Origin of the sequence: Flavobacterium sp. 103 (genome assembly GCF_003096795.1) — a bacterium.
Lineage (GTDB): Bacteria > Bacteroidota > Bacteroidia > Flavobacteriales > Flavobacteriaceae > Flavobacterium.
Map to the genome: position 1 here is coordinate 1,073,680 of NZ_QENX01000001.1, position 19,171 is coordinate 1,092,850.

Here is a 19,171-nt window from a genome sequence, read left to right on the forward strand (position 1 = left end):
TGCTGACTTTAGATTTTAGATTTCAAAAAATAGTATAATTAATAAAAAACATGCACATAGAATTATCACCAGACAAAAGATACTATAGCATAGGCGAAGTCGCCAAAGCATTTGATGTAAACGCTTCCTTGATTCGGTTTTGGGACAGTGAATTTGACATTCTGAAACCAAAGAAAAATGCGAAAGGGAACAGAATGTTCACTCCAGAAGACATCAAGAACCTACAGCTTATTTATCATTTGGTCAAAGAAAGAGGCTTCACTCTTGAAGGAGCCAAAACCCATTTGAAAGAAGGCCAAAAGAAAACAATGGATAAATTTGAAATTATCAGTAAATTAGAAACCATAAAAATGCAGTTAATTAGCATTAAAAACGAATTATAAGCCCCCTAACCCCCAAATGGGGGAATATAAAAAGCAATAAATAAATACATTAAACAACAAACAAACTCTAAATTAAACAAACATGAAAAGATTTTTGCCTTGGATTATAGTAGCAGTAGTAATCATTGGAATCTACAGCTGGGTTAAAGGAATTAACAACACAGCAGTAACGCTAAGTCAAACCGTTGAACAATCATGGGGTGATGTACAAACAGCTTACCAAAGAAGAAATGACCTTATCGGGAATCTAGTAAACACAGTTAAAGGAGCGGCCGATTTTGAGAAAAGCACTTTAACAGCGGTAATTGAAGCTCGTGCCAAAGCCACTGCGGTAACAGTTGACCCTAGTAATATTACTCCTGAACAATTAACTGCCTTCAATTCTGCGCAAAGTGGTGTGAGCAGTTCTTTATCTAGATTATTGGTATCAGTTGAACGTTATCCTGATTTAAAAGCCAATGCTAATTTCTTAAAATTACAAGACGAATTGGCAAGTACCGAGAATCAAATCTTGACAGCAAGAACTCGTTTCAACGAAGCTGTTATGCCATACAATACACATATCAAAACGTTCCCTAACTCTTTGTTTGCAGGAATGTTTGGTTTCAAAGAAAAAGCATATTTCCAAGCTGTAACTGGTGCAGAAAAACCTGTTGAAGTAAAATTCTAGAAGATTTAATATTTTTGATTAACGATTTTTGATTTCAGAATTAATCTGCAATCAAAAATCGTTAATCTTCATTCAAAAATAATTTCCATGTCAAAAGTAGAAGATTTTTTAAGCAAAGAAGACGAACAAGAAATTGTTGAAGCTATTCGAATAGCCGAAAAAAACACTTCTGGCGAAATTAGAGTCCATTTAGAAAAAACAACTTCTTTGGATGCATATGATCGTGCCATGGAAGTTTTTCATGAACTAAAAATGGATGAAACCGAATTGCAAAATGGCGTTTTAATCTATTTGGCTATTGAAGACAAAACCTTTGTGATATGTGGAGACAAAGGCATCAATGATATTGTTACCAATACCTTTTGGGACAGTACCCGTGATGTTATGATTGCTCATTTCAAACAAGGAAATTTCAAACAAGGATTAATTGATGGCATTTTGAAAGCCGGAGAAAAACTTAAAGAGCATTTTCCTTGGCAAGAAGGCGACACCAATGAATTATCAAACGAAATATCAAAAGGATAAATAATGAAAATTCCAACAAAGAAAAATTCAAATTCCAAAGGAATTTTACAATCCATCTTCTTACTACTTGTACTTTTTTCAAGCAATTGTATCTTCTCACAATTTACGATTCCGGAGAAACCTAGTTTTCAAACTTCGGTTTATGATTATGCCAATGTTTTAAGTCCTGAGGAAAAAGCACAACTCGAAGAAAAATTGATCAAATATTCTGATTCTACGACTACTCAAATTGTTGTAATCACTATAGAAAGTCTCAAAAACGAAGATGTTAGTCAACTAGCAACTAAATGGGGCCAAACCTGGGGAATTGGTGGAACAGCAAAAGATGATAATGGAGTTATCATTCTTTTGGCAAAAAACGAAAGAAAGATAGCCATCAATCCTGGTTACGGTTTAGAGGATAGACTAACAGCGGGAACTGGAGGAGAGATAATTCGAAACATTATCGTTCCTGAGTTTAAAGCAGGCAGTTATTACCAAGGCTTAGACAAAGGTACCAGTGCAATTATTGATGTTTTCAAAGGCAAATACAAAGGCGAACGTAAACAAACCAAAGGAAAAGACTTTCCAATTTTACCAATCATAGTTATTGTGGTTATTGTCTTGATTTTACTATCCAAAAATAGAAATGCTGGCGGTGGAGGAAATTCTGGAAACCGTGGCGGTGGAGGGCCTAGCCTACTCGACGTTATTATTCTAAGCAGCCTCGGAAGAGGTGGCGGAGGTGGTTTTGGTGGTGGATCATCAGGCGGTGGTTTTGGAGGTGGAGGCGGTGGCTTCGGCGGTGGTTTTGGCGGAGGCGGATTCTCCGGTGGAGGTTCAAGCGGAGGCTGGTAAAAAAAGCTATTACATATTGGCATAAAACAAATAAACCACTCGAATTGAGTGGTTTATTTGTTTACATACTATTCTTAAAATTCTGCAGTTTAAAAAAAGTAATCTGTCTATTATTGTTCTCTCCACGGTTGAAACCGTTCGCTATAGTGAACCTTGTATTTTTTTCTGAGTGATGGCAAAAACGCAAAATGTTCCCTTGAGCCCTGATTACTTCACTATACTTTTTTTTATAGGAGTTCAGTGAACTTCGTTTGAAACGGAAAACGAGACTATATTTAATGAAAATGACTAATCTTTCTGCTCCAAAAAAATTAACGATCAGACTCCTATTTTAGAATCGCATCATTCCATTTGATTTTTTCTCTTTACCTGCAAATTTTTCAATCTTATAAGTTAATGAGAACATTACATAACGTTTCAATACCGTGTTTTCCTCATCTCTAATCGTTGTTGGAGTTATCGTTCTTACAGCGCTCACATTTTGGTTCAGAAGGTCATATACTTTTGCTTTAGCCATGAATTTCTTGTCGAAAAAACTGTATGCCAAACTAGTATTCCAGAGGAAAAAGTCTTTTTTGAATCCAGGCGATATATTAGAATTATAAGTATATCCAAAATCATTTCCAAATGTCCAGTTCTTTGGCCAATAATTTGTTACTTGAAGATTCAGTTTATGGGTAAAGTAATCAGCCTGACCGACATTATAATTTGTATAGCTCGTTTTATTATAAGAGTAATTATAGGATGGGTTTATTGTTAACAATTCTCCATAATCATATGTGAAATTTAATTTCGGAGACAATATAATGGATTTTGCAGTATACAGTTCCCCATCTGTAAATCCTTTCGAAAAGTTATAATTATTATTCAAGCGCAACTCGTATTTAAAGGTATGTGCTTCTTTTTTTATGGTTTTATTCCAATAGAAACCCAACCAGGAAGTGTAAGTTCCACTCACATTGTCATAAGTTGTGGTTCTTTTTCTGTTATCATCATAACTAGTAGACGCTACAATCTGATTGTCATAAAAATTTCCTCCAGAATAGAGTCCGTAACCCGAGCGGGTGGCATAATCAAAATCTCTATACGAAAAATAAATACCATGATTTTTATTCAGATCAAGATTAGGATTTCCAATATACGTATTTAATGGATCGGCCAAATCTTCTATAGCCAAAACTTGCCTGGCACTTGGCAGACTATATGAATAATTATAATTTATCCATAAATTTTTAGACTTTGAAAACGCGTAAGATCCATAAGCATTGGCATACGGCAAAGCGTATTTTTTATTTAAAACAGTAACGGCATTCATATAATTCCCTTTATTATCAAAGTCAATCACAGTTGTACCTAGATTTAAATTGAAATTTACTTTTTTCTTGTTTACCGTTATACCTGCGTTTGGCGTAAACGTTCTTTCAAGAGAACTGAATATATTAGTCAATTCATCATTAACAATGGAATAGGACTGATTACTTTCGTCAAAATTAAAAGAATCTCTATTGTCATTCTTTTTATCAAATTTATAATCTGCCCCTACTCTCACTTTTAGAGAATCGGTTATTGGCTGAGTGAACTCAATTTTTCCGGTATGATTGTTTCTTCTATTTTTAGTCTCATTAAACTGATTTCGAATATCGTCGGGTTCGCCATCTTGATTAAATACCGTTCTGGATTTGATAAAATCATCATTAACATTGACTGTGTTTTCATTTTTAAAGACTGCACTAAAATATTTACCTTTCTTTTTAAATGATTTAGTGAACGATAAGGTATTATTGAAACCATTTAAATCATTTTCATAAAAATTATCAGACGTACTGGAGTTCAGCAAAGCATCTTGTCCATCAAATGAAAATTGTTCCGATACCACCCCTTTTTTAGAATTGGCTTTAGTAAAATTAGGTTCAATTATAACTGATGAAGTCGAATCGATTTTTAATTCAAAAACTGATGCCAAATTTTGAGTATAGCGATCTTCATCTGAGTTTGAAGTGGATCGTGTAAGAAAGTTTCCAGATGGCAAAAAGTTGACTTGATTTGTCGTATTATCATTTTTGGTATTGGCACCCGAATAAAAATAACTTAAAGAAGCATCTAAGTTTTTACTCCATTGGTCGGAGTAATTTATTCCCACTAAATCGGAACGGGTAACTCCGTTTCCGCTTCCAAACTGTCTTCCGTTTATTCCAAATGTTCCATTGCTGTTCATCCAAACATTACTGTTTCTTCCGCCACCCATATTATCAAAAACTTCATCCATAGAAAAGCCTATAGAATTGATATTATTGGATGAAGCAAGAACACTAATCTTTCTTTTATTTTTAAAATAATTAAGAAGCGCACTGCTTTCATAGCGGGAATCTGATCCGACACCTCCCATAAACTTGCCAAACAGTCCTTTGTTTTTATCCTCATCTATCGTCAGATTGATACTGGCATTATTGGAACTTGACGCTGCCCCTGTTTTCTCTTCCGTTTTAGTTTTGGTATCAGTAACCTGAACTTTCTTGATGATATCTGAAGGCAGATTCTGCAGTGCAATTTTTCCGTCCTTATCAAAAAAAGGCTTTCCGTTTACCAGAATCTGATTTACTTCTTTTCCGTTAACCGTGATTTTTCCATCGGAATCTATGTCAACACCGGGTAATTGTTTAAGTAAAGTCTGTACATTGGCATCTGGCCGAACCTTAAAAGAAGACGCATTAAATTCCAAAGTATCTTTTTTAATTCTAATTGGCGGCGCCTGACTTTTTACAACCACTTCATCTAGGTTTTTTACTTCTCTATTTAAAATAATTGTTCCAAAATCTTTATCGGCCTGAATATTTTTCAGTTCTATTTTATGATCCTGATAAGCAATAAACGACATTTTAAAAAAAACCGGTTTATTGATTTTTTGGGTTTTAAAATCAAATTTTCCAAATTTATCGGTAATGGTATAAGCAATAACAGTCGAATCTTTTACATCAGAAAGATAAACGGTTGCTGATTCAATGGGGGCTTTTGCAATTTCATCAATAACCTTTCCTTTTAGAGAGATTGAATTTTGGGCAGAAACATAAGAACAGATAAAAAACACTAAGAGAGAATAGTAAAATTTTGGCATAAAAAAGCTTTAGGTCTGTAAGATTATAACGGCAGCTAATTACATGATTTATTAATTAATCATAAAATTACTTACAAAAACTTTAACATATAGCCCTTAAATCAAATACCAAAATGTCTAACTATTTTGAATAAGTTTTAAAAAATTAAAAAAAAAGCTATATTTGATTCTTAAATAATTTAAAAGAAAAGAATTCAGCAATTCTTGTATTCGTTTTAACCGTTAATTCACCCAGAATGCTTTCACATAAAACCAAATATGCCCTAAAAGCGCTTCTATATTTAGCGCAACAAGATGAAAACCATATTTCAAGAACCATTGAAATTGCAGAAGGAGCCTCTATCCCCAAAAAGTTTTTGGAGCAAATACTTTTGGATTTAAAAAGAGGTCATTTTGTAGGTAGCAAACAAGGAAAATATGGCGGTTATTACCTTTTGAAAGACAAAGAAACAATCACTTTGGCCGATATTCACCGATTATTTGATGGTGCAATTGCATTACTTCCTTGTGCATCCTTAAATTTTTACGAGCGTTGCTCTGATTGCGTAAGCGAGTCTGAATGCCTATTGCGACACGGATTGATGACGATTAGAGACGAAACTTTGAAAGCAATGCAAGGCATTACAATCGCCTCATTGGTAAAAAAATAAAAAAATAAAAAAATATATTTTAAACTATACTAGTTTTATAGAATTAATTATATATTTGCATCAAATTAACGTATGATTAACAATCAAAATTAAGAAAAATGCAAATTAATCGAAGACAAAAAAATGAAGTCAGGAAAACAACTCTTCCAAATTTAGAAAAAAACATTTCCAAAATGATGTGTATGTGTATGTGCTAGATTATCAAAAAAAAATTGATTCTAAATTCTACTAATTACATATAATTTACATAATAATGAGAACTATATATACAAAAACAATTTCAAGTCTAGTACTACTATTTATTTTTTCAACTTCTTTTGCACAAAACGTTGTAACAGGAGTCATAACAGACAATCAAAAAAATCCTTTAGAAGCAGTAAATATTGTTATAAAAGGGACTACATACAGCACAACTTCCGATTCGAGCGGAAAGTTCAGCATTGACACTCAACAGAAACTTCCTTTTTCCCTACTCATACAATATGTAGGCTACAAAACCAAAGAAATAAAAATCGGTCTATTATCAGACGCTCCATTAGAAGTAACACTAAGCACAGAAGATGAAAATGTTCTAACTGAAGTTGTTGTTTCCTCCAGACGCAGAATAGAAAAAGCACAAGAAGTACCAATTGCTGTATCAGTTGTAACTGGAAAACAAGCAGAACAAGCTGGTGCTTTCAATGTGAATCGTATCAAAGAACTCGTTCCTTCAGTTCAACTGTATTCATCAAATCCAAGAAATACCGGAATTAACATTCGCGGTCTAGGTTCTCCTTTCGGACTTACAAACGACGGAATCGATCCAGGTGTAGGTTTCTACGTTGATGGTGTTTATTATGCTCGGCCGGCTGCTACAACGCTTGATTTTATTGATGTGGAGCGAATTGAGGTGTTACGCGGACCACAGGGAACCTTGTTTGGTAAAAACACAACTTCTGGTGCTTTTAACATAACTTCTCGCAAACCAAGCTTCAAATCAGGTGCTGACTTCGAAGTGAGTTACGGAAATTTTGCCTATCTGCAGGCCAAAGCTTCGGTTACAGGAGCTTTAAGCCAAAAAATTGCTGGTAGATTGTCATTTTCTGGTACACAACGTGATGGTATAATTGATAATGTTGCAACAGGAAGACCTACAAATACGCTAAACAATCAAGGTATTAGAGGACAATTGCTTTATACCCCATCAGAAAACACCAATATTACATTGGCGGGAGATATTACGACTCAACATAATGACGGATATGCCCAGGTTGTTGCAGGTGTTGCACCTACGCAAAGGGCAGCTTATCGCCAATTTAATGCCATTATAGCTGATTTAAATTACCAACTTCCTAGTTTGAATGCCTTTGATCGTAAGATTGATCACGATACTCCATGGCGTTCCAACCAAGATTTAGGTGGAGCATCTCTTAATATTGACACCAAAATTGGAGAAGGGACTCTTACCTCCACGACTGCTTGGCGTTTTTGGACTTGGGATCCATCCAATGACAGAGACTTTACAGGCTTACAAGTACTTGCAAAATCGCAAAATCCTTCCAGACAGACACAATTCACACAAGAAGTTCGTTATGCAGGTCAGATAACATCAAAAATAAGTGGTGTTGCCGGTGTGTTTTTTATTGACCAAACATCAAAAACAAAGGGTACAGAAGAATCAGGGGATGCTCAATGGAGATTTTCCCAAAGTACTACTAACACAGCATTATGGAAAACCCCGGGTCTTTTTGAAGGATATGGCATAAAAACCAATGCTAAAATACATTCAACGAGTGCTGCAGTTTTCGGTCAACTGGATTGGTCAATAACAGAACGTTTACATGTATTACCTGGTTTACGCTACAATTACGACAGGAAAGATGCAGATTATGACCGTAAAACCTATGGAGGTCTTCAAACTACCGATCCTGCATTAATCGCTTTGAAAAAATTGGTTTATACTGACCAAGCTTTTACATCAGATACTGATGATACTGACTTTTCCGGAAATTTAACGGTTTCCTATAAGGTTTCAGACAAAATCAATGCGTACGGTACTTATGCAAAAAGTTACAAACCTGTTGGTGTGAATGTAGCCGGACTTCCTAGCCTTGCAGGTAAGCCTATTCTTGAACTTGCCGTAATTAAGCCTGAGGATGTAAACCATTATGAATTTGGAGTAAAAACATCTCCTATTAAAAACTCAATATTGAACCTGACCTACTTTAATACAGATATCAAAGACTTCCAAACCAATGTTCAAGCTGCTGAATTAGGTGTAAATCGTGGATATCTTGCCAATGCTGATGAAGTACGTGTAAAAGGTGTGGAACTAGATGCCAGTTTTATAGTTAACAAACATTTTGCTTTCAGCGGAGCTGCGACCTATACTGACGGTAAGTATGTGAAATTCACCAATGCTCCACTTCCATTAGAAGAAACTGGAGCAGCCGTATCCTTTAAAGATGTTTCTGGAACTGATTTACCAGGAGTTTCAAAATGGGCTGGAAGTTTAAGCGGTGAATATACTAAAGATGCCAAATTTTTTGCAAATACAGGTAAATTTTTCATAGCTCTTGATGGTTATGCGCGTTCTGAATTCTCATCAAGTCCTTCAGCTTCGAAGTATTTAATAGTTCCTGGTTATGCCATCTTTAATGGACGTTTGGGTTTCCGTGCAACAGAAGGTTTATCTGTTCACATTTGGGGACGCAACCTTTTGGATAAGGATTACTATGAACAATTATTGCCTGCCGGCGGAAACTCAGGACAATATGCAGGTGTAATAGGAGACCAAAGAACGTACGGAATTACATTAAAGTATTCTCTATAATAATTCATTAAAATCGCAAAGTTAACTTGACATAATCGACAAGTTAACTTTGTGATTTATATTATTTATAAAAAAGACAGAAAAAAACCAAGACAAGTAAGATAAGATGAAAACAAACAGAAATTTATTATTGACGCTAGTAGTGTTAATAATTGCAAGCATTACGCCAAATAAAGTTTCGGCACAAGATTTATCAGGAAACATAAGCATTTCTGGAGCATTTGCATTGTATCCGATTACTGTAAAATGGGCAGAAGAATTCAAAAAAACACACCCTAATGTCAAAATAGACATTCAAGCAGGAGGTGCCGGAAAAGGAATAACGGATGTATTATCCAAAGTTACCGACATTGGATTGGTATCACGAGAACTGAATGCTGCTGAATACAAAAAAGGAGCTTACGCCATTGCTGTTACCAAAGATGCAGTAATTCCGACAATAAGCGCAACAAGTCCCTATAGAAAAGTATTATACCAAAGAGGTGTAAAAAAAGAAGCCTTCAATAATATTTTTATCACAGGAAAATACAAAACTTGGAATGCTTTAGGTTTTAAAAGCACAGCTCCGATACACGTGTACACGAGATCAGATGCGGCTGGAGCTGCCGAAACTTGGGCTAGTTACTTTGGTAAAAAACAAGAAGACCTTCAAGGAGTTGCCGTATTTGGTGATCCTGGGTTGGCGCAAGCGGTACAAAGAGATCCTTCTGGGTTAGGGTTTAATAATATCGTTTATATCTATGACACTAAAACAAATAAACCAACCAATGGAATTGTTGCCGTACCTATCGACCTTAACAATAACGGAAAATTAGATGCCGATGAAAATTTCTATAATAACATCGATCAATTGATTGCTGCCATTGTTTCGGGTAAATACCCATCCCCTCCAGCTAGAGATTTGTATTTTGTAACCACAGGAAAACCAAACAATGCCGTTGTAAAAGCATTCATAAAATACATTCTTACAGATGGTCAAAAATTCGTTACGGAAGCGGGATATATTAAACTTTCCAAAGAAAAATTAACAAAAGAATTAGCGAAGGTAAAATAATATTCTTCTAAATAAAACATCCACCCTATGTAAGAACTGAAAACTATGAGGAGTTACAGTTTTGCTAGGGTGGTTTATTACAATTATGAAAAACATAAGATTACTCAAAGATCGTCTCATCAGTAAAACATTCCTGGCGTTAACAATCCTGTCCATTTCGACGGTGATATTGATTGGTTTTGGATTGTTCTACAAATCATTGCCCATTTTAAACAGCACTTCTCTTTACAATTTATTATTCTCCTCCGAATGGAAACCTTTCAAAGAGGCCTTCGGATTTTATCCTTTTATAGTCGGCACACTTTGGGTAACCGCAATTGCCATTATCATTGCTTTGCCTTTATCAATGCTGACTGCCATTTATCTTTCGGAGTATGCTCACATAAGAGTTCGGAAATTGGTTTTGCCTTTAATTGAATTGTTATCAGGAATACCGCCCGTACTTTATGGTGTTTGGGGAGTCTTGGTAATTGTCCCTTTGATTCAAGATAAAATAGCACCACATTTTGTTGAATTCACAACAGGTTATTCTGTGTTGGCAGGAGGAATTGTTTTGGCAATCATGATTTTTCCTCTTATTATCAGTATAGTAATTGAAGTATTTGACAATGTACCGCAGGACTTACGAAATGCGTCTTTATCATTAGGCGCTACACAATGGCAAACCGTCAAAAAAGTAGTTCTTCGTAAATCTTTTGACGGAATTGTAGCTGCTGTGGTCTTAGCAATTTCAAGAGCTTTTGGAGAAACCATAGCGGTTTTGATGGTTTGCGGCAATTTGGCACAAGTTCCACATAGTCTATTTGATTCGGCCTATCCTTTGCCAGCGCTTATTGCCAATAATTATGGAGAAATGATGTCGATCCCGATGTACGATTCGGCATTGATGTTTGCTGCTCTGCTCCTATTCGTCATCATCTTTTTGTTCAATGCGTTGTCGAGAATTATTTTATACAGAATCGAAAAAAAAAATAATTAAACAAAATCAAAATGAGAAAAATAGAAGAAAATATATTCAAAGTTTTGATGATACTAAGCACCATCATCATCAGCAGCACCTTGTTTATGATAGTGTACACCATTTTTTCAAAAGGAATTGGATCTTTGAGTTGGGATATGGTTTCCAAAATCCCAGAAGGCGGTTTCTACATCGGAAAAGGAGGAGGTATTCTAAATGCCATAGTGGGATCGATTTACATCACTATAGGTTCAACTTTATTGGGACTTTTAATCAGTCTTCCAATAGTCATTTATATTAATGTGTATGCCAAAAGAAACGCCACATTGGCTACGATTACCCGACTGAGTTACGACATCCTGTTTGGGATTCCATCTATTGTATATGGTGCTTTTGGATTTGCCATCATGGTCTATATGGGATTGAAAACTTCATTATTGGCGGGGATAATTACCGTAACATTAATGATAATTCCGATACTGGTTCGAGCAATAGATGAAGTAGTTCGCGTCGTGCCCGAAGATATGGGCAACACTGTTTTCGCACTTGGGGGAACACGCTATGAAACCGCAAAAATCATTTTGCGACAATCCATTCCTGGAATTATTACAGCCATATTATTGTCTTTCGGAAGAGCCATTGGTGATGCGGCTTGTGTACTTTTTACAGCAGGATTTACAGATAGTATTCCAACTTCTCTAGACCAACCTGCAGCAACTTTGCCTCTATCCATTTTTTTCCAATTGAGCAGCCCGATAAAAGAGGTTCAGAATAGAGCGTACGCCTCAGCAGTTATACTTACCATTATTGTTTTAGTCATCAACATTGTTGCAAAAATTGCCAGCAAAAATCTTTCAAAAAATAAAATATGATCATTCAACCTCACATAAGTATCCAAAATTTAAATGTTCACATTGGTGAAAACCATATTCTAAAGAACATTAACCTTGACATTCCAGACAAAAAAGTAACCTCATTAATTGGTCCATCGGGTTGTGGAAAAACAACCTTGCTTAAAACCATGAACCGATTACTCGACCGTCAAAATGATGTGCGTGTGGAGGGAAAAGTTTTGGTAGATGGCGAAAACATTTACGATCCAAAAGTCGAAGTTACCCACATCCGAAAAAAAATGGGTTTGCTTTCGCAAAGACCTTTTCCGCTACCAATGAACATTTATGACAATATTGCTTATGGGCAACGCATTCACGGAAACCATAACAAAAAGGAATTGGACGAAATCGTTGAAAAATACCTTCGTGGCGTAAATCTTTGGGATGAAGTAAAAGACCGACTCAAATCGCCTGCTACTAGATTATCTATTGGCCAACAGCAACGATTGTGTTTGGCGAGAGGGCTTGCGATTGAACCGGAAATTATTCTGGGCGACGAGCCAACATCGGCATTGGACCCCATCTCGACCCAAGCCATTGAGGAATTATTTATGCAATTAAAAGACAAATACACCATTGTTTTGGTTACGCACATTTTGCGCCAAGCCAGAAGAGTGTCGGATTACATTGGTTTTGTATATATGGGAGAGATTATAGAATTCGGCCCTACAGAAGAAATACTTTTGAATCCAAAAGAAAAATTGACCAAAGATTATGTAAAAGGCTTTTTGGTTTAGCAACAATAAAATAAATTCTATAAAAATAATAGAGTTTATGTACATTTGCCAAAAATCGAAAATAACCTTCATGAAAACCATCAGAATCTTTTGCCTTTTGTTTATATGTTTTGTTTCCAAAGCTCAAACCGAAAAAAATGTAGATCATCAAAGTTTACTTTGGACACGATATTACAACCAATTGACAATAAATAACAAATGGTCCATTCATACTGAATTTGACAATCGGATTTTCATGAATCCTGTAGAAGAAAATTTATATGAAATGCGGATTCAGGGACGCTATAAAATCAACAAAGATGTGGAAGTAGGTGCAGGATATGCTTATTTCTCTGTTGCAACCCAAATTCCCGAAGTTACTTACGATTTTAGAATACCAGAATACAGAGGCCAACAGGACATCACTTGGAAGCAAGAATATGGCAGCTTTACCATGAATCAACGCTTTCAGGTAGAAGAGCGATTTATACACAATGCCGATAAACAGGAACTACTCTCTGGAACTACTTTCTATTGGAGATTCAGATACCGTCTTCAAGGGGAATATTCCTGTTGGAAAAAGGAAAGTCAGTATTTGAAAGCAATTGTATATGACGAATTGATGATTAATGGTGGTGAAAATGTTGTCAAAAATACATTTGATCAAAACAGAATTTACGCTGCTTTGCAATACGGGGTCAGCAAAAATATTGCATTCGAATTGGGTTATTTAAACAGTTTCCAACAACGCGCGAGTGGTGTTGATTATTTTGCCAGAGACATTATTAGGTTTACCTTTTTTCATAAAATAAACCTTCAAAAAAAGAAATAAGTAAGTCGAAAGTTTTAAAGTCATTTTAATGAGTAAACTCACTGAAATAGAAGTTTCTAATTTGTTTTGTATTTTTTAAAACACGACATTATAACCTGTCTATTACTTAATAGAGAAAAGTGCTCTTAAATTCTGCCAGTTTATCAATCCAATTTTAAGAATAGATTATTCATCAATTAACTAAATTTTGTAAAAACAAGGCGTAACTTTAATAGAAAAGTTAGGGTCATGAAAAATTTCGGAATTAATCTAACGTGGTTTACCACAATCTATGTTGTAGTTTTTGCGATACTATGTCAAACAGACCTATTTTTTCTTGCAATAATAGGTATGGCTTTTTTGGGAATATGTTTAATGATGCTTTTAATTTTTACCGTTTTGCATGATGAGGAATACAAAACAAATAAAAAATTCAAGGATTGGTATCAAGATAACTCTAAGAAAAATTTAGTACACTAAGAAACCATACTTTCTGAACAAGACAAAAAAAAGTCCCGATAAAATCGGGACTTTGTTATTTCTATTTCTCTCTAATATAGATGTCAATCGGAACTCCTGAGAAGTCCCATTTTTCTCTAATTTTATTTTCAAGGTAACGTTTATAAGGTTCCTTAACATATTGTGGCATATTTGCAAAAAACACAAACTGAGGCGTTGGTGTTGGCAATTGCATACAATATTTAATTTTCACATATTTACCTTTAGTTGCAGGTGGCGGATACGCTTCAATCACTTTCAACATAAATTCATTGAATTTAGAGGTTGCAATATGCTGCTTTCTGTTTTCAAAAACCTGAACAGTTGCTTCCAATGCTTTCAACAAACGTTGTTTGGTCAAAGCTGAAACAAAAATAATAGGCACATCCGTAAATGGCATTAATTCTTTTTTGATTTTCTCTTCGTAATCACGGGTCGACATAGTATCTTTTTCTACCAAATCCCATTTATTCACAAGGATTACGACACCTTTACGGTTTTTCTCGGCCAACCAAAAAATACTTTGATCCTGACCTTCAAATCCACGAGTGGCGTCAATCACCAAAATACAAATATCGGCATGCTCAATCGCACGCACCGAACGCATAACCGAGTAAAACTCTAAATCTTCTTTCACTTTAGCTTTACGACGAATACCTGCCGTATCCACCAAGTTGAATTCAAAACCAAAACGGTCGAATTTTGTATCAATAGCATCACGAGTAGTACCCGCAATATCAGTAACCATAAAACGTTCTTTACCAATCAATGCATTGATAAAACTAGATTTTCCTGCATTAGGACGACCTACTACAGCAAAACGCGGCAAAACCACTTCTTCTTGAACCGGTTCAGGTTTTACTGGAAAAGCTTCAATTAAAGCATCCAATAAATCTCCAGTTCCGCTTCCTGAAATACTTGCAAATGTGAAATATTCACCTAAACCAAGATTATAAAACTCAAGAGCGTCTTTCTCACGCATGGCATTATCTACCTTATTTACAGCCAATAAAACTGGCTTTGTCACTTTACGCAACAAACGGGCAACAACATCATCCATCGGAGTGATCCCCTCTTCAACATCTACCACAAATATAATAACGTCGGCTTCATCGATAGCCAATTCTACTTGCTTACGTATCTCACCTTCAAAAACATCATCCGATCCACGAACATATCCTCCCGTATCAATCACAGAAAACTCTTTTCCGTTCCACTCGCTTTTACCGTAGTTTCTATCTCTGGTAACCCCAGAAACTGAATCTACAATAGCTTCTCTTCTTTGTATCAGCCTATTAAAAAGGGTTGATTTCCCTACATTAGGTCTTCCTACTATCGCAACAATGTTATTCATAATATAAATTCAAATATTTATTTCTCCCGAATACTGCTTTCCAGTTTCGGGTTGCAAAGGTAGTGTTTAAAACCATGAATATCAATTTTTTTGGTATATTCGCTACTCCTTATTCACTTAACCGCTTCATTTCTAAATTTATGGACACCAATAATGAGATCCGTTTGCGTTTACGATTCTACAAAGAAGTCAATCAGGACATCGATTCCCTTCGTCAAAAATTCATACAATTTACCACCACCAATTCGCCTGATTTCATTCTAAAAATAAAAGAATACCACATTTGGATTAACATCAAAGGACCAAAAAAAGCCTATTGGTCACCCCATTTGCACATTGAAATGGAATCCAAAGGTGATAACCAAACCCATATTCGAGGATTATTTGGCCCCGACCCCGATTTATGGACATTCTTCATGTTTTTACATTTCATGATAGCGGGAACTTTCATCATCTTTTGCGGTATCGCCTACTCACATTACGTTCTAAAAGCATCCAGAACAAGCGATTTTGTAGTAATGTCCCTCATGGTTTTCGCTTGGTTCTTACTCTACATCATCGCCAAACAAATCCGAAGCAACGGTGAAAAACAAATGAACGACATCGAAAAAGTGTTTTTGGAAATCATAGAATCACCTATATAACACACACTATTTTACCGCAAGGTTCACAAAGAATTACGCAAAGTTCGCTAAGCTTTGCGTCCATTGCGATACCCTTGCGAACTTTGCGGTTAAATTTTTATCCAAATAGATAAAGCTCATAAGTAGCTATTCCAGCTCTACATTGCAACTCCTCGCTCAAAAAGGAGTTGTTCCAATGCGCTTGCAGTCCCGATAGCTATCGGGATCCTCCGGTCGCTCAGCAACCACAGGAACAACAACCTTTTTCCACTGTGGGGTTTCCATTTCACACGAGCGAAGCGAACTGGCGAAGCAATCTGGGCTAAAAAAAAAGCGTTTACATAACACAAATCAAGCAAGTTTTCATCTCAAAAGGATTTGCAATAATTCATTCCATAAAGAAATCTGCGAAAATCCTTTTAAATCTGCGTGAAAACATTGCACGCAGATTTAAAAGGATTTTCGCAGATATTATAAGAGTTTAAAGAAAAAAAGCTGTAAAAATTCATTTGTAATCTGTAGCCAAAAAAAATCAGCATTAGAACAAAATTCCAATACTGATTTTATATTTATTCTTTAAATATTCCAACATACGATTAAACAAATAACCGAATTACCGAATCAACATTTATTGATTGTACCCAAAACGCTTCAACATATTTGCATTGCTTCTCCAATTTTTATTCACTTTCACATACAATTCAATATGGATCTGCTTCCCGAAGAATTTCTCCAAATCCACACGGGCATCCATTCCAACTTTTTTCAAAGCAGCACCTTTGTGACCAATAACGATTCCTTTTTGAGTCTCGCGCTCCACCATAATCAAAGAACGGATGCGGATGATATTCTCATCTTCAAAAAACTCTTCGGTTACGATTTCTACTGCGTATGGAATTTCTTTGCTGTAGTTCAATAATATTTTTTCACGGATTGTTTCATTTACAAAGAAACGCTCCGGCTTGTCCGTCAATTGATCTTTTGGGTAATACGCTGGTGATTCCGGTAACAATGAAATGATTCTTTGAAAAACTTCAGGAACATTAAAATTCTGCAAAGCTGATATAGGATAAATTTCTGCATTCGGTACTTTGGCAGTCCAAAAAGCTACTTGCTCTTCCAGTTGTGCTTGATTAGAATTGTCAATTTTGTTTAATAATAACAAAACCGGGATTTTCGAATGGATAATTTTATTAAAAAAAGCTTCGTCTTTCAATTCCTGCTCACCAATTTCTACCATATATATTAAAACATCGGCATCTTCAAAAGCGGACTTCACGAAGTTCATCATTGATTCCTGCATTTCATAGGCTGGTTTGATGATTCCGGGAGTATCCGACAAGATCATTTGAAAATCTTCCCCGTTTACAATCCCAAGAATTCTATGACGTGTTGTTTGTGCTTTTGACGTAATAATTGATAATCTTTCACCAACAAAGGCATTCATTAACGTTGATTTCCCAACGTTTGGATTCCCTATGATGTTTACAAAACCTGCTTTATGTGACATTTCTACTTATATTTATACTGCAAAGGTAGTCATATCAAGTCAATACAGGAAATAAAACATTTTTTAAAGTTTTCATTGGATTTATCAAAATTCGGCGTATCTTTGCACCCGAAACAACGCGGGATAGAGCAGTAGGCAGCTCGTCGGGCTCATAACCCGAAGGTCACAGGTTCGAGTCCTGTTCCCGCTACTAAGGTAGCCTTATTGAGATTACAAAACGCACATCGCGGGATAGAGCAGTAGGCAGCTCGTCGGGCTCATAACCCGAAGGTCACAGGTTCGAGTCCTGTTCCCGCTACTAGAAAAGCTTCAGAGAAATCTGGAGCTTTTTTCGTTTTAACCATCTTTGTAAACATCTCGTTGCATTCACGAGCGGGACGTTCGCGCCCAATGCCATTAAGTTAAGGAAAAACTATTTTTTTCACGCAGATTTCGCAGATTTCCGCAGAAAAATGAGAAAAAAATCTGCTGAATCTGCGTGCTATTTTTTATTTTTTTCCTTAACTTAACGACATTGCGCTCGCGCTAGCTGCGGAGAAAAGTATAGAAACAAATAAGTCCTAAAAGTGATTTTAATCAAAACCTCTTTAATTTTTGCCAAATGTTAGAAATTCTTTACCAAGACGAATATATTATAGCAATTAATAAACCAAGTGGATTGTTGGTTCATAAATCATTTTATGCGCGCGATGCAAAAGTGTATGCTATTCAAGAATTGAGAAATCAAATAGGACAACACGTTTATCCTATTCATCGCTTAGATCGTAAAACATCTGGTGTCTTGTTATTTGCATTAAATAAAGAGGTTTTGAAAATTATGAATGATCGTTTTGCCACACGCGAAGTCGAAAAAAAATATTTAGCAATTTTACGTGGTTGGTCGCCCGAAGAACTAACGATTGATTATGATTTAATTAATGATGATGACATTAAACAAAATGCAATAACATACTTTCACCGTTTGCAAAATGCCGAAGTTGAGTTAGAATTTAATAATAAACCAACATCAAGATATTGTTTGGTAGAAGCGATTCCTGAAACTGGACGTATGCATCAATTACGAAAACATTTCAAACATATTTTTCATCCCATTTTAGGAAGTCGTCCACATGGCTGCAACAAACAAAATAAATTATGGTTGGAGAATTATGACCTGAAAGGAATGATGCTTCATGCACATCAGTTAATTTTTAATCATCCAATAAAAAATGAACAACTAATCTTGAATGCAAAGATTAATGATGAGTTTAGCAGAGTAGGTACTATTCTTAATCTAGATTTGAGTAAGTATAAATAGAATAATAATTTGTAAATCATCGGGCTCATATCCGCCGTGGCGAAATTTATCCGATTCAAAAACCTCATCCCAACCCACAAAAAAAAGACTGCTCATTGAACAGTCTTTTCTACGCATTTAAGAAATTGTTTTATGCAGCAAACAAGCCTTGCTTATGAGCGTTGTATAAAACCAAATCGTAAGGGACTAATTTTGGTGCTACTTTCTCTGAAGCCGCATTAAACTTGATACCGTTGTGTTTTCTGAACAAGTAAATTTCTTTTAAACAATTAGACAAACTCTGGTGAATTAATGTCGTAAAAGTTGGCAACTGTTTGTCGCCTACCAATAAATCAATTTGGTAATTCGAACTACTTTTCGATAGATTGTTTCCGATGATTCTTAAAGTGAATGTTGTCGGGATTCCGTTTTGCTCCCCTTGATACTGTACTATCATACTACTTAAGATTAAAATGTGGTTAAATTAAA

18 protein-coding genes and 2 tRNA genes are annotated in these 19,171 nt (G+C 35.6%); 15 read left to right on the forward strand and 5 right to left on the reverse strand.

What is annotated here, in order from left to right; all coding sequences use genetic code 11:
- The first annotated feature begins 50 nt into the window (after positions 1-50).
- The 4 genes from C8C85_RS04365 to C8C85_RS04380 all read left to right on the forward strand — a co-directional run bounded on the left by C8C85_RS04365 (position 51) and on the right by C8C85_RS04380 (position 2,415).
- On the forward strand, positions 51-383 hold the full coding sequence (locus C8C85_RS04365) for a MerR family transcriptional regulator (RefSeq protein WP_116795990.1): 333 nt from the start codon (positions 51-53) through the stop codon (positions 381-383).
- An 82-nt stretch (positions 384-465) separates the two neighbouring features.
- Positions 466-1,053: a LemA family protein gene (locus tag C8C85_RS04370; RefSeq protein ID WP_116795991.1), complete on the forward strand. Its 588-nt coding sequence runs from the start codon at positions 466-468 to the stop codon at positions 1,051-1,053.
- An 87-nt stretch (positions 1,054-1,140) separates the two neighbouring features.
- Positions 1,141-1,578, forward strand: a complete 438-nt coding sequence (locus C8C85_RS04375) for a TPM domain-containing protein (RefSeq protein ID WP_116795992.1) — start codon at positions 1,141-1,143, stop codon at positions 1,576-1,578.
- 3 nt (positions 1,579-1,581) lie between these two features.
- Complete coding sequence (locus tag C8C85_RS04380; RefSeq protein WP_116795993.1) at positions 1,582-2,415, forward strand: TPM domain-containing protein; 834 nt, start codon at positions 1,582-1,584, stop codon at positions 2,413-2,415.
- A gap of 331 nt (positions 2,416-2,746) precedes the next feature.
- On the opposite strand, the gene C8C85_RS04385 is transcribed toward C8C85_RS04380, so the two are convergent.
- A complete protein-coding gene (locus C8C85_RS04385) occupies positions 2,747-5,527 on the reverse strand; it encodes an outer membrane beta-barrel protein (RefSeq protein WP_116795994.1) in 2,781 nt (926 codons plus the stop codon).
- A gap of 236 nt (positions 5,528-5,763) precedes the next feature.
- Between C8C85_RS04385 and C8C85_RS04390 the strand changes: the two genes are divergently transcribed.
- From C8C85_RS04390 to C8C85_RS04420, 7 genes are all read left to right on the forward strand, one after another.
- A complete protein-coding gene (locus C8C85_RS04390) occupies positions 5,764-6,177 on the forward strand; it encodes an RrF2 family transcriptional regulator (RefSeq protein WP_111411322.1) in 414 nt (137 codons plus the stop codon).
- A 253-nt stretch (positions 6,178-6,430) separates the two neighbouring features.
- A complete protein-coding gene (locus C8C85_RS04395) occupies positions 6,431-8,989 on the forward strand; it encodes a TonB-dependent receptor (protein ID WP_116795995.1) in 2,559 nt (852 codons plus the stop codon).
- A 106-nt stretch (positions 8,990-9,095) separates the two neighbouring features.
- Entirely contained in the window at positions 9,096-10,043 is a 948-nt protein-coding gene (locus tag C8C85_RS04400) for a PstS family phosphate ABC transporter substrate-binding protein (protein ID WP_116795996.1), read from the forward strand.
- 85 nt (positions 10,044-10,128) lie between these two features.
- Positions 10,129-11,022: a phosphate ABC transporter permease subunit PstC gene (gene pstC / locus C8C85_RS04405; protein WP_116795997.1), complete on the forward strand. Its 894-nt coding sequence runs from the start codon at positions 10,129-10,131 to the stop codon at positions 11,020-11,022.
- Positions 11,023-11,033: 11 nt separating this feature from the next.
- Positions 11,034-11,873 (forward strand): phosphate ABC transporter permease PstA, encoded by an 840-nt coding sequence (pstA, locus tag C8C85_RS04410; protein WP_116795998.1) that lies wholly within the window; start codon positions 11,034-11,036, stop codon positions 11,871-11,873.
- Positions 11,870-12,631 (forward strand): phosphate ABC transporter ATP-binding protein PstB, encoded by a 762-nt coding sequence (gene pstB / locus C8C85_RS04415; protein ID WP_116795999.1) that lies wholly within the window; start codon positions 11,870-11,872, stop codon positions 12,629-12,631. Before pstA ends, pstB begins: the two co-directional genes overlap by 4 nt.
- A gap of 70 nt (positions 12,632-12,701) precedes the next feature.
- Positions 12,702-13,442, forward strand: a complete 741-nt coding sequence (locus C8C85_RS04420; protein WP_116796000.1) for a DUF2490 domain-containing protein — start codon at positions 12,702-12,704, stop codon at positions 13,440-13,442.
- 520 nt (positions 13,443-13,962) lie between these two features.
- Here the strand turns inward: C8C85_RS04420 and der are convergent.
- A complete protein-coding gene (gene der, locus C8C85_RS04430; protein WP_116796002.1) occupies positions 13,963-15,273 on the reverse strand; it encodes a ribosome biogenesis GTPase Der in 1,311 nt (436 codons plus the stop codon).
- Positions 15,274-15,347: 74 nt separating this feature from the next.
- Here der and C8C85_RS04435 point away from each other — a divergent pair, with 74 nt between their 5' ends.
- Complete coding sequence (locus C8C85_RS04435) at positions 15,348-15,917, forward strand: hypothetical protein (protein WP_116796003.1); 570 nt, start codon at positions 15,348-15,350, stop codon at positions 15,915-15,917.
- Positions 15,918-16,524: 607 nt separating this feature from the next.
- Here C8C85_RS04435 and era read toward each other — a convergent pair.
- Positions 16,525-17,406, reverse strand: a complete 882-nt coding sequence (gene era / locus C8C85_RS04440) for a GTPase Era (RefSeq protein WP_077370730.1) — start codon at positions 17,404-17,406, stop codon at positions 16,525-16,527.
- 117 nt (positions 17,407-17,523) lie between these two features.
- On the opposite strand from era, the gene C8C85_RS04445 reads away from it, so the two are divergent.
- The 3 genes from C8C85_RS04445 (at position 17,524) to C8C85_RS04455 (ending at position 18,703) form a co-directional block, all read left to right on the forward strand.
- Positions 17,524-17,596, forward strand: a tRNA-Met gene (locus tag C8C85_RS04445).
- Between the two features lie 35 nt (positions 17,597-17,631).
- A tRNA-Met gene (locus C8C85_RS04450) sits at positions 17,632-17,704 on the forward strand.
- A 303-nt stretch (positions 17,705-18,007) separates the two neighbouring features.
- Entirely contained in the window at positions 18,008-18,703 is a 696-nt protein-coding gene (locus C8C85_RS04455; RefSeq protein WP_116796004.1) for a pseudouridine synthase, read from the forward strand.
- Here C8C85_RS04455 and C8C85_RS18420 read toward each other — a convergent pair.
- Complete coding sequence (locus tag C8C85_RS18420) at positions 18,680-18,820, reverse strand: hypothetical protein (protein WP_165818092.1); 141 nt, start codon at positions 18,818-18,820, stop codon at positions 18,680-18,682. The genes C8C85_RS04455 and C8C85_RS18420 overlap by 24 nt on opposite strands.
- Before the next feature lie 13 nt (positions 18,821-18,833).
- Positions 18,834-19,139, reverse strand: coding sequence for a hypothetical protein (locus tag C8C85_RS04460; protein WP_116796005.1), 306 nt, complete (start codon positions 19,137-19,139; stop codon positions 18,834-18,836).
- Between the last annotated feature and the right edge of the window lie 32 nt (positions 19,140-19,171).

Excerpts from the sequence above, each read along its gene's own strand:
- C8C85_RS04370 (WP_116795991.1), top strand. The coding sequence starts at position 466 with ATGAAAAGATTTTTGCCTTGGATTATAGTAGCAGTAGTAATCATTGGA.
- C8C85_RS18420 (WP_165818092.1), bottom strand. The coding sequence starts at position 18,820 with ATGCGTAGAAAAGACTGTTCAATGAGCAGTCTTTTTTTTGTGGGTTGG.
- C8C85_RS04400 (WP_116795996.1), top strand. The coding sequence starts at position 9,096 with ATGAAAACAAACAGAAATTTATTATTGACGCTAGTAGTGTTAATAATT.
- C8C85_RS04460 (WP_116796005.1), bottom strand. The coding sequence starts at position 19,139 with ATGATAGTACAGTATCAAGGGGAGCAAAACGGAATCCCGACAACATTC.
- C8C85_RS04365 (WP_116795990.1), top strand. The coding sequence starts at position 51 with ATGCACATAGAATTATCACCAGACAAAAGATACTATAGCATAGGCGAA.
- pstC (WP_116795997.1), top strand. The coding sequence starts at position 10,129 with ATGAAAAACATAAGATTACTCAAAGATCGTCTCATCAGTAAAACATTC.
- der (WP_116796002.1), bottom strand. The coding sequence starts at position 15,273 with ATGAATAACATTGTTGCGATAGTAGGAAGACCTAATGTAGGGAAATCA.
- C8C85_RS04420 (WP_116796000.1), top strand. The coding sequence starts at position 12,702 with ATGAAAACCATCAGAATCTTTTGCCTTTTGTTTATATGTTTTGTTTCC.
- C8C85_RS04375 (WP_116795992.1), top strand. The coding sequence starts at position 1,141 with ATGTCAAAAGTAGAAGATTTTTTAAGCAAAGAAGACGAACAAGAAATT.
- C8C85_RS04435 (WP_116796003.1), top strand. The coding sequence starts at position 15,348 with ATGAATATCAATTTTTTTGGTATATTCGCTACTCCTTATTCACTTAAC.
- C8C85_RS04380 (WP_116795993.1), top strand. The coding sequence starts at position 1,582 with ATGAAAATTCCAACAAAGAAAAATTCAAATTCCAAAGGAATTTTACAA.
- C8C85_RS04455 (WP_116796004.1), top strand. The coding sequence starts at position 18,008 with ATGTTAGAAATTCTTTACCAAGACGAATATATTATAGCAATTAATAAA.
- C8C85_RS04390 (WP_111411322.1), top strand. The coding sequence starts at position 5,764 with ATGCTTTCACATAAAACCAAATATGCCCTAAAAGCGCTTCTATATTTA.
- pstB (WP_116795999.1), top strand. The coding sequence starts at position 11,870 with ATGATCATTCAACCTCACATAAGTATCCAAAATTTAAATGTTCACATT.
- pstA (WP_116795998.1), top strand. The coding sequence starts at position 11,034 with ATGAGAAAAATAGAAGAAAATATATTCAAAGTTTTGATGATACTAAGC.
- era (WP_077370730.1), bottom strand. The coding sequence starts at position 17,406 with ATGTCACATAAAGCAGGTTTTGTAAACATCATAGGGAATCCAAACGTT.
- C8C85_RS04395 (WP_116795995.1), top strand. The coding sequence starts at position 6,431 with ATGAGAACTATATATACAAAAACAATTTCAAGTCTAGTACTACTATTT.
- C8C85_RS04385 (WP_116795994.1), bottom strand. The coding sequence starts at position 5,527 with ATGCCAAAATTTTACTATTCTCTCTTAGTGTTTTTTATCTGTTCTTAT.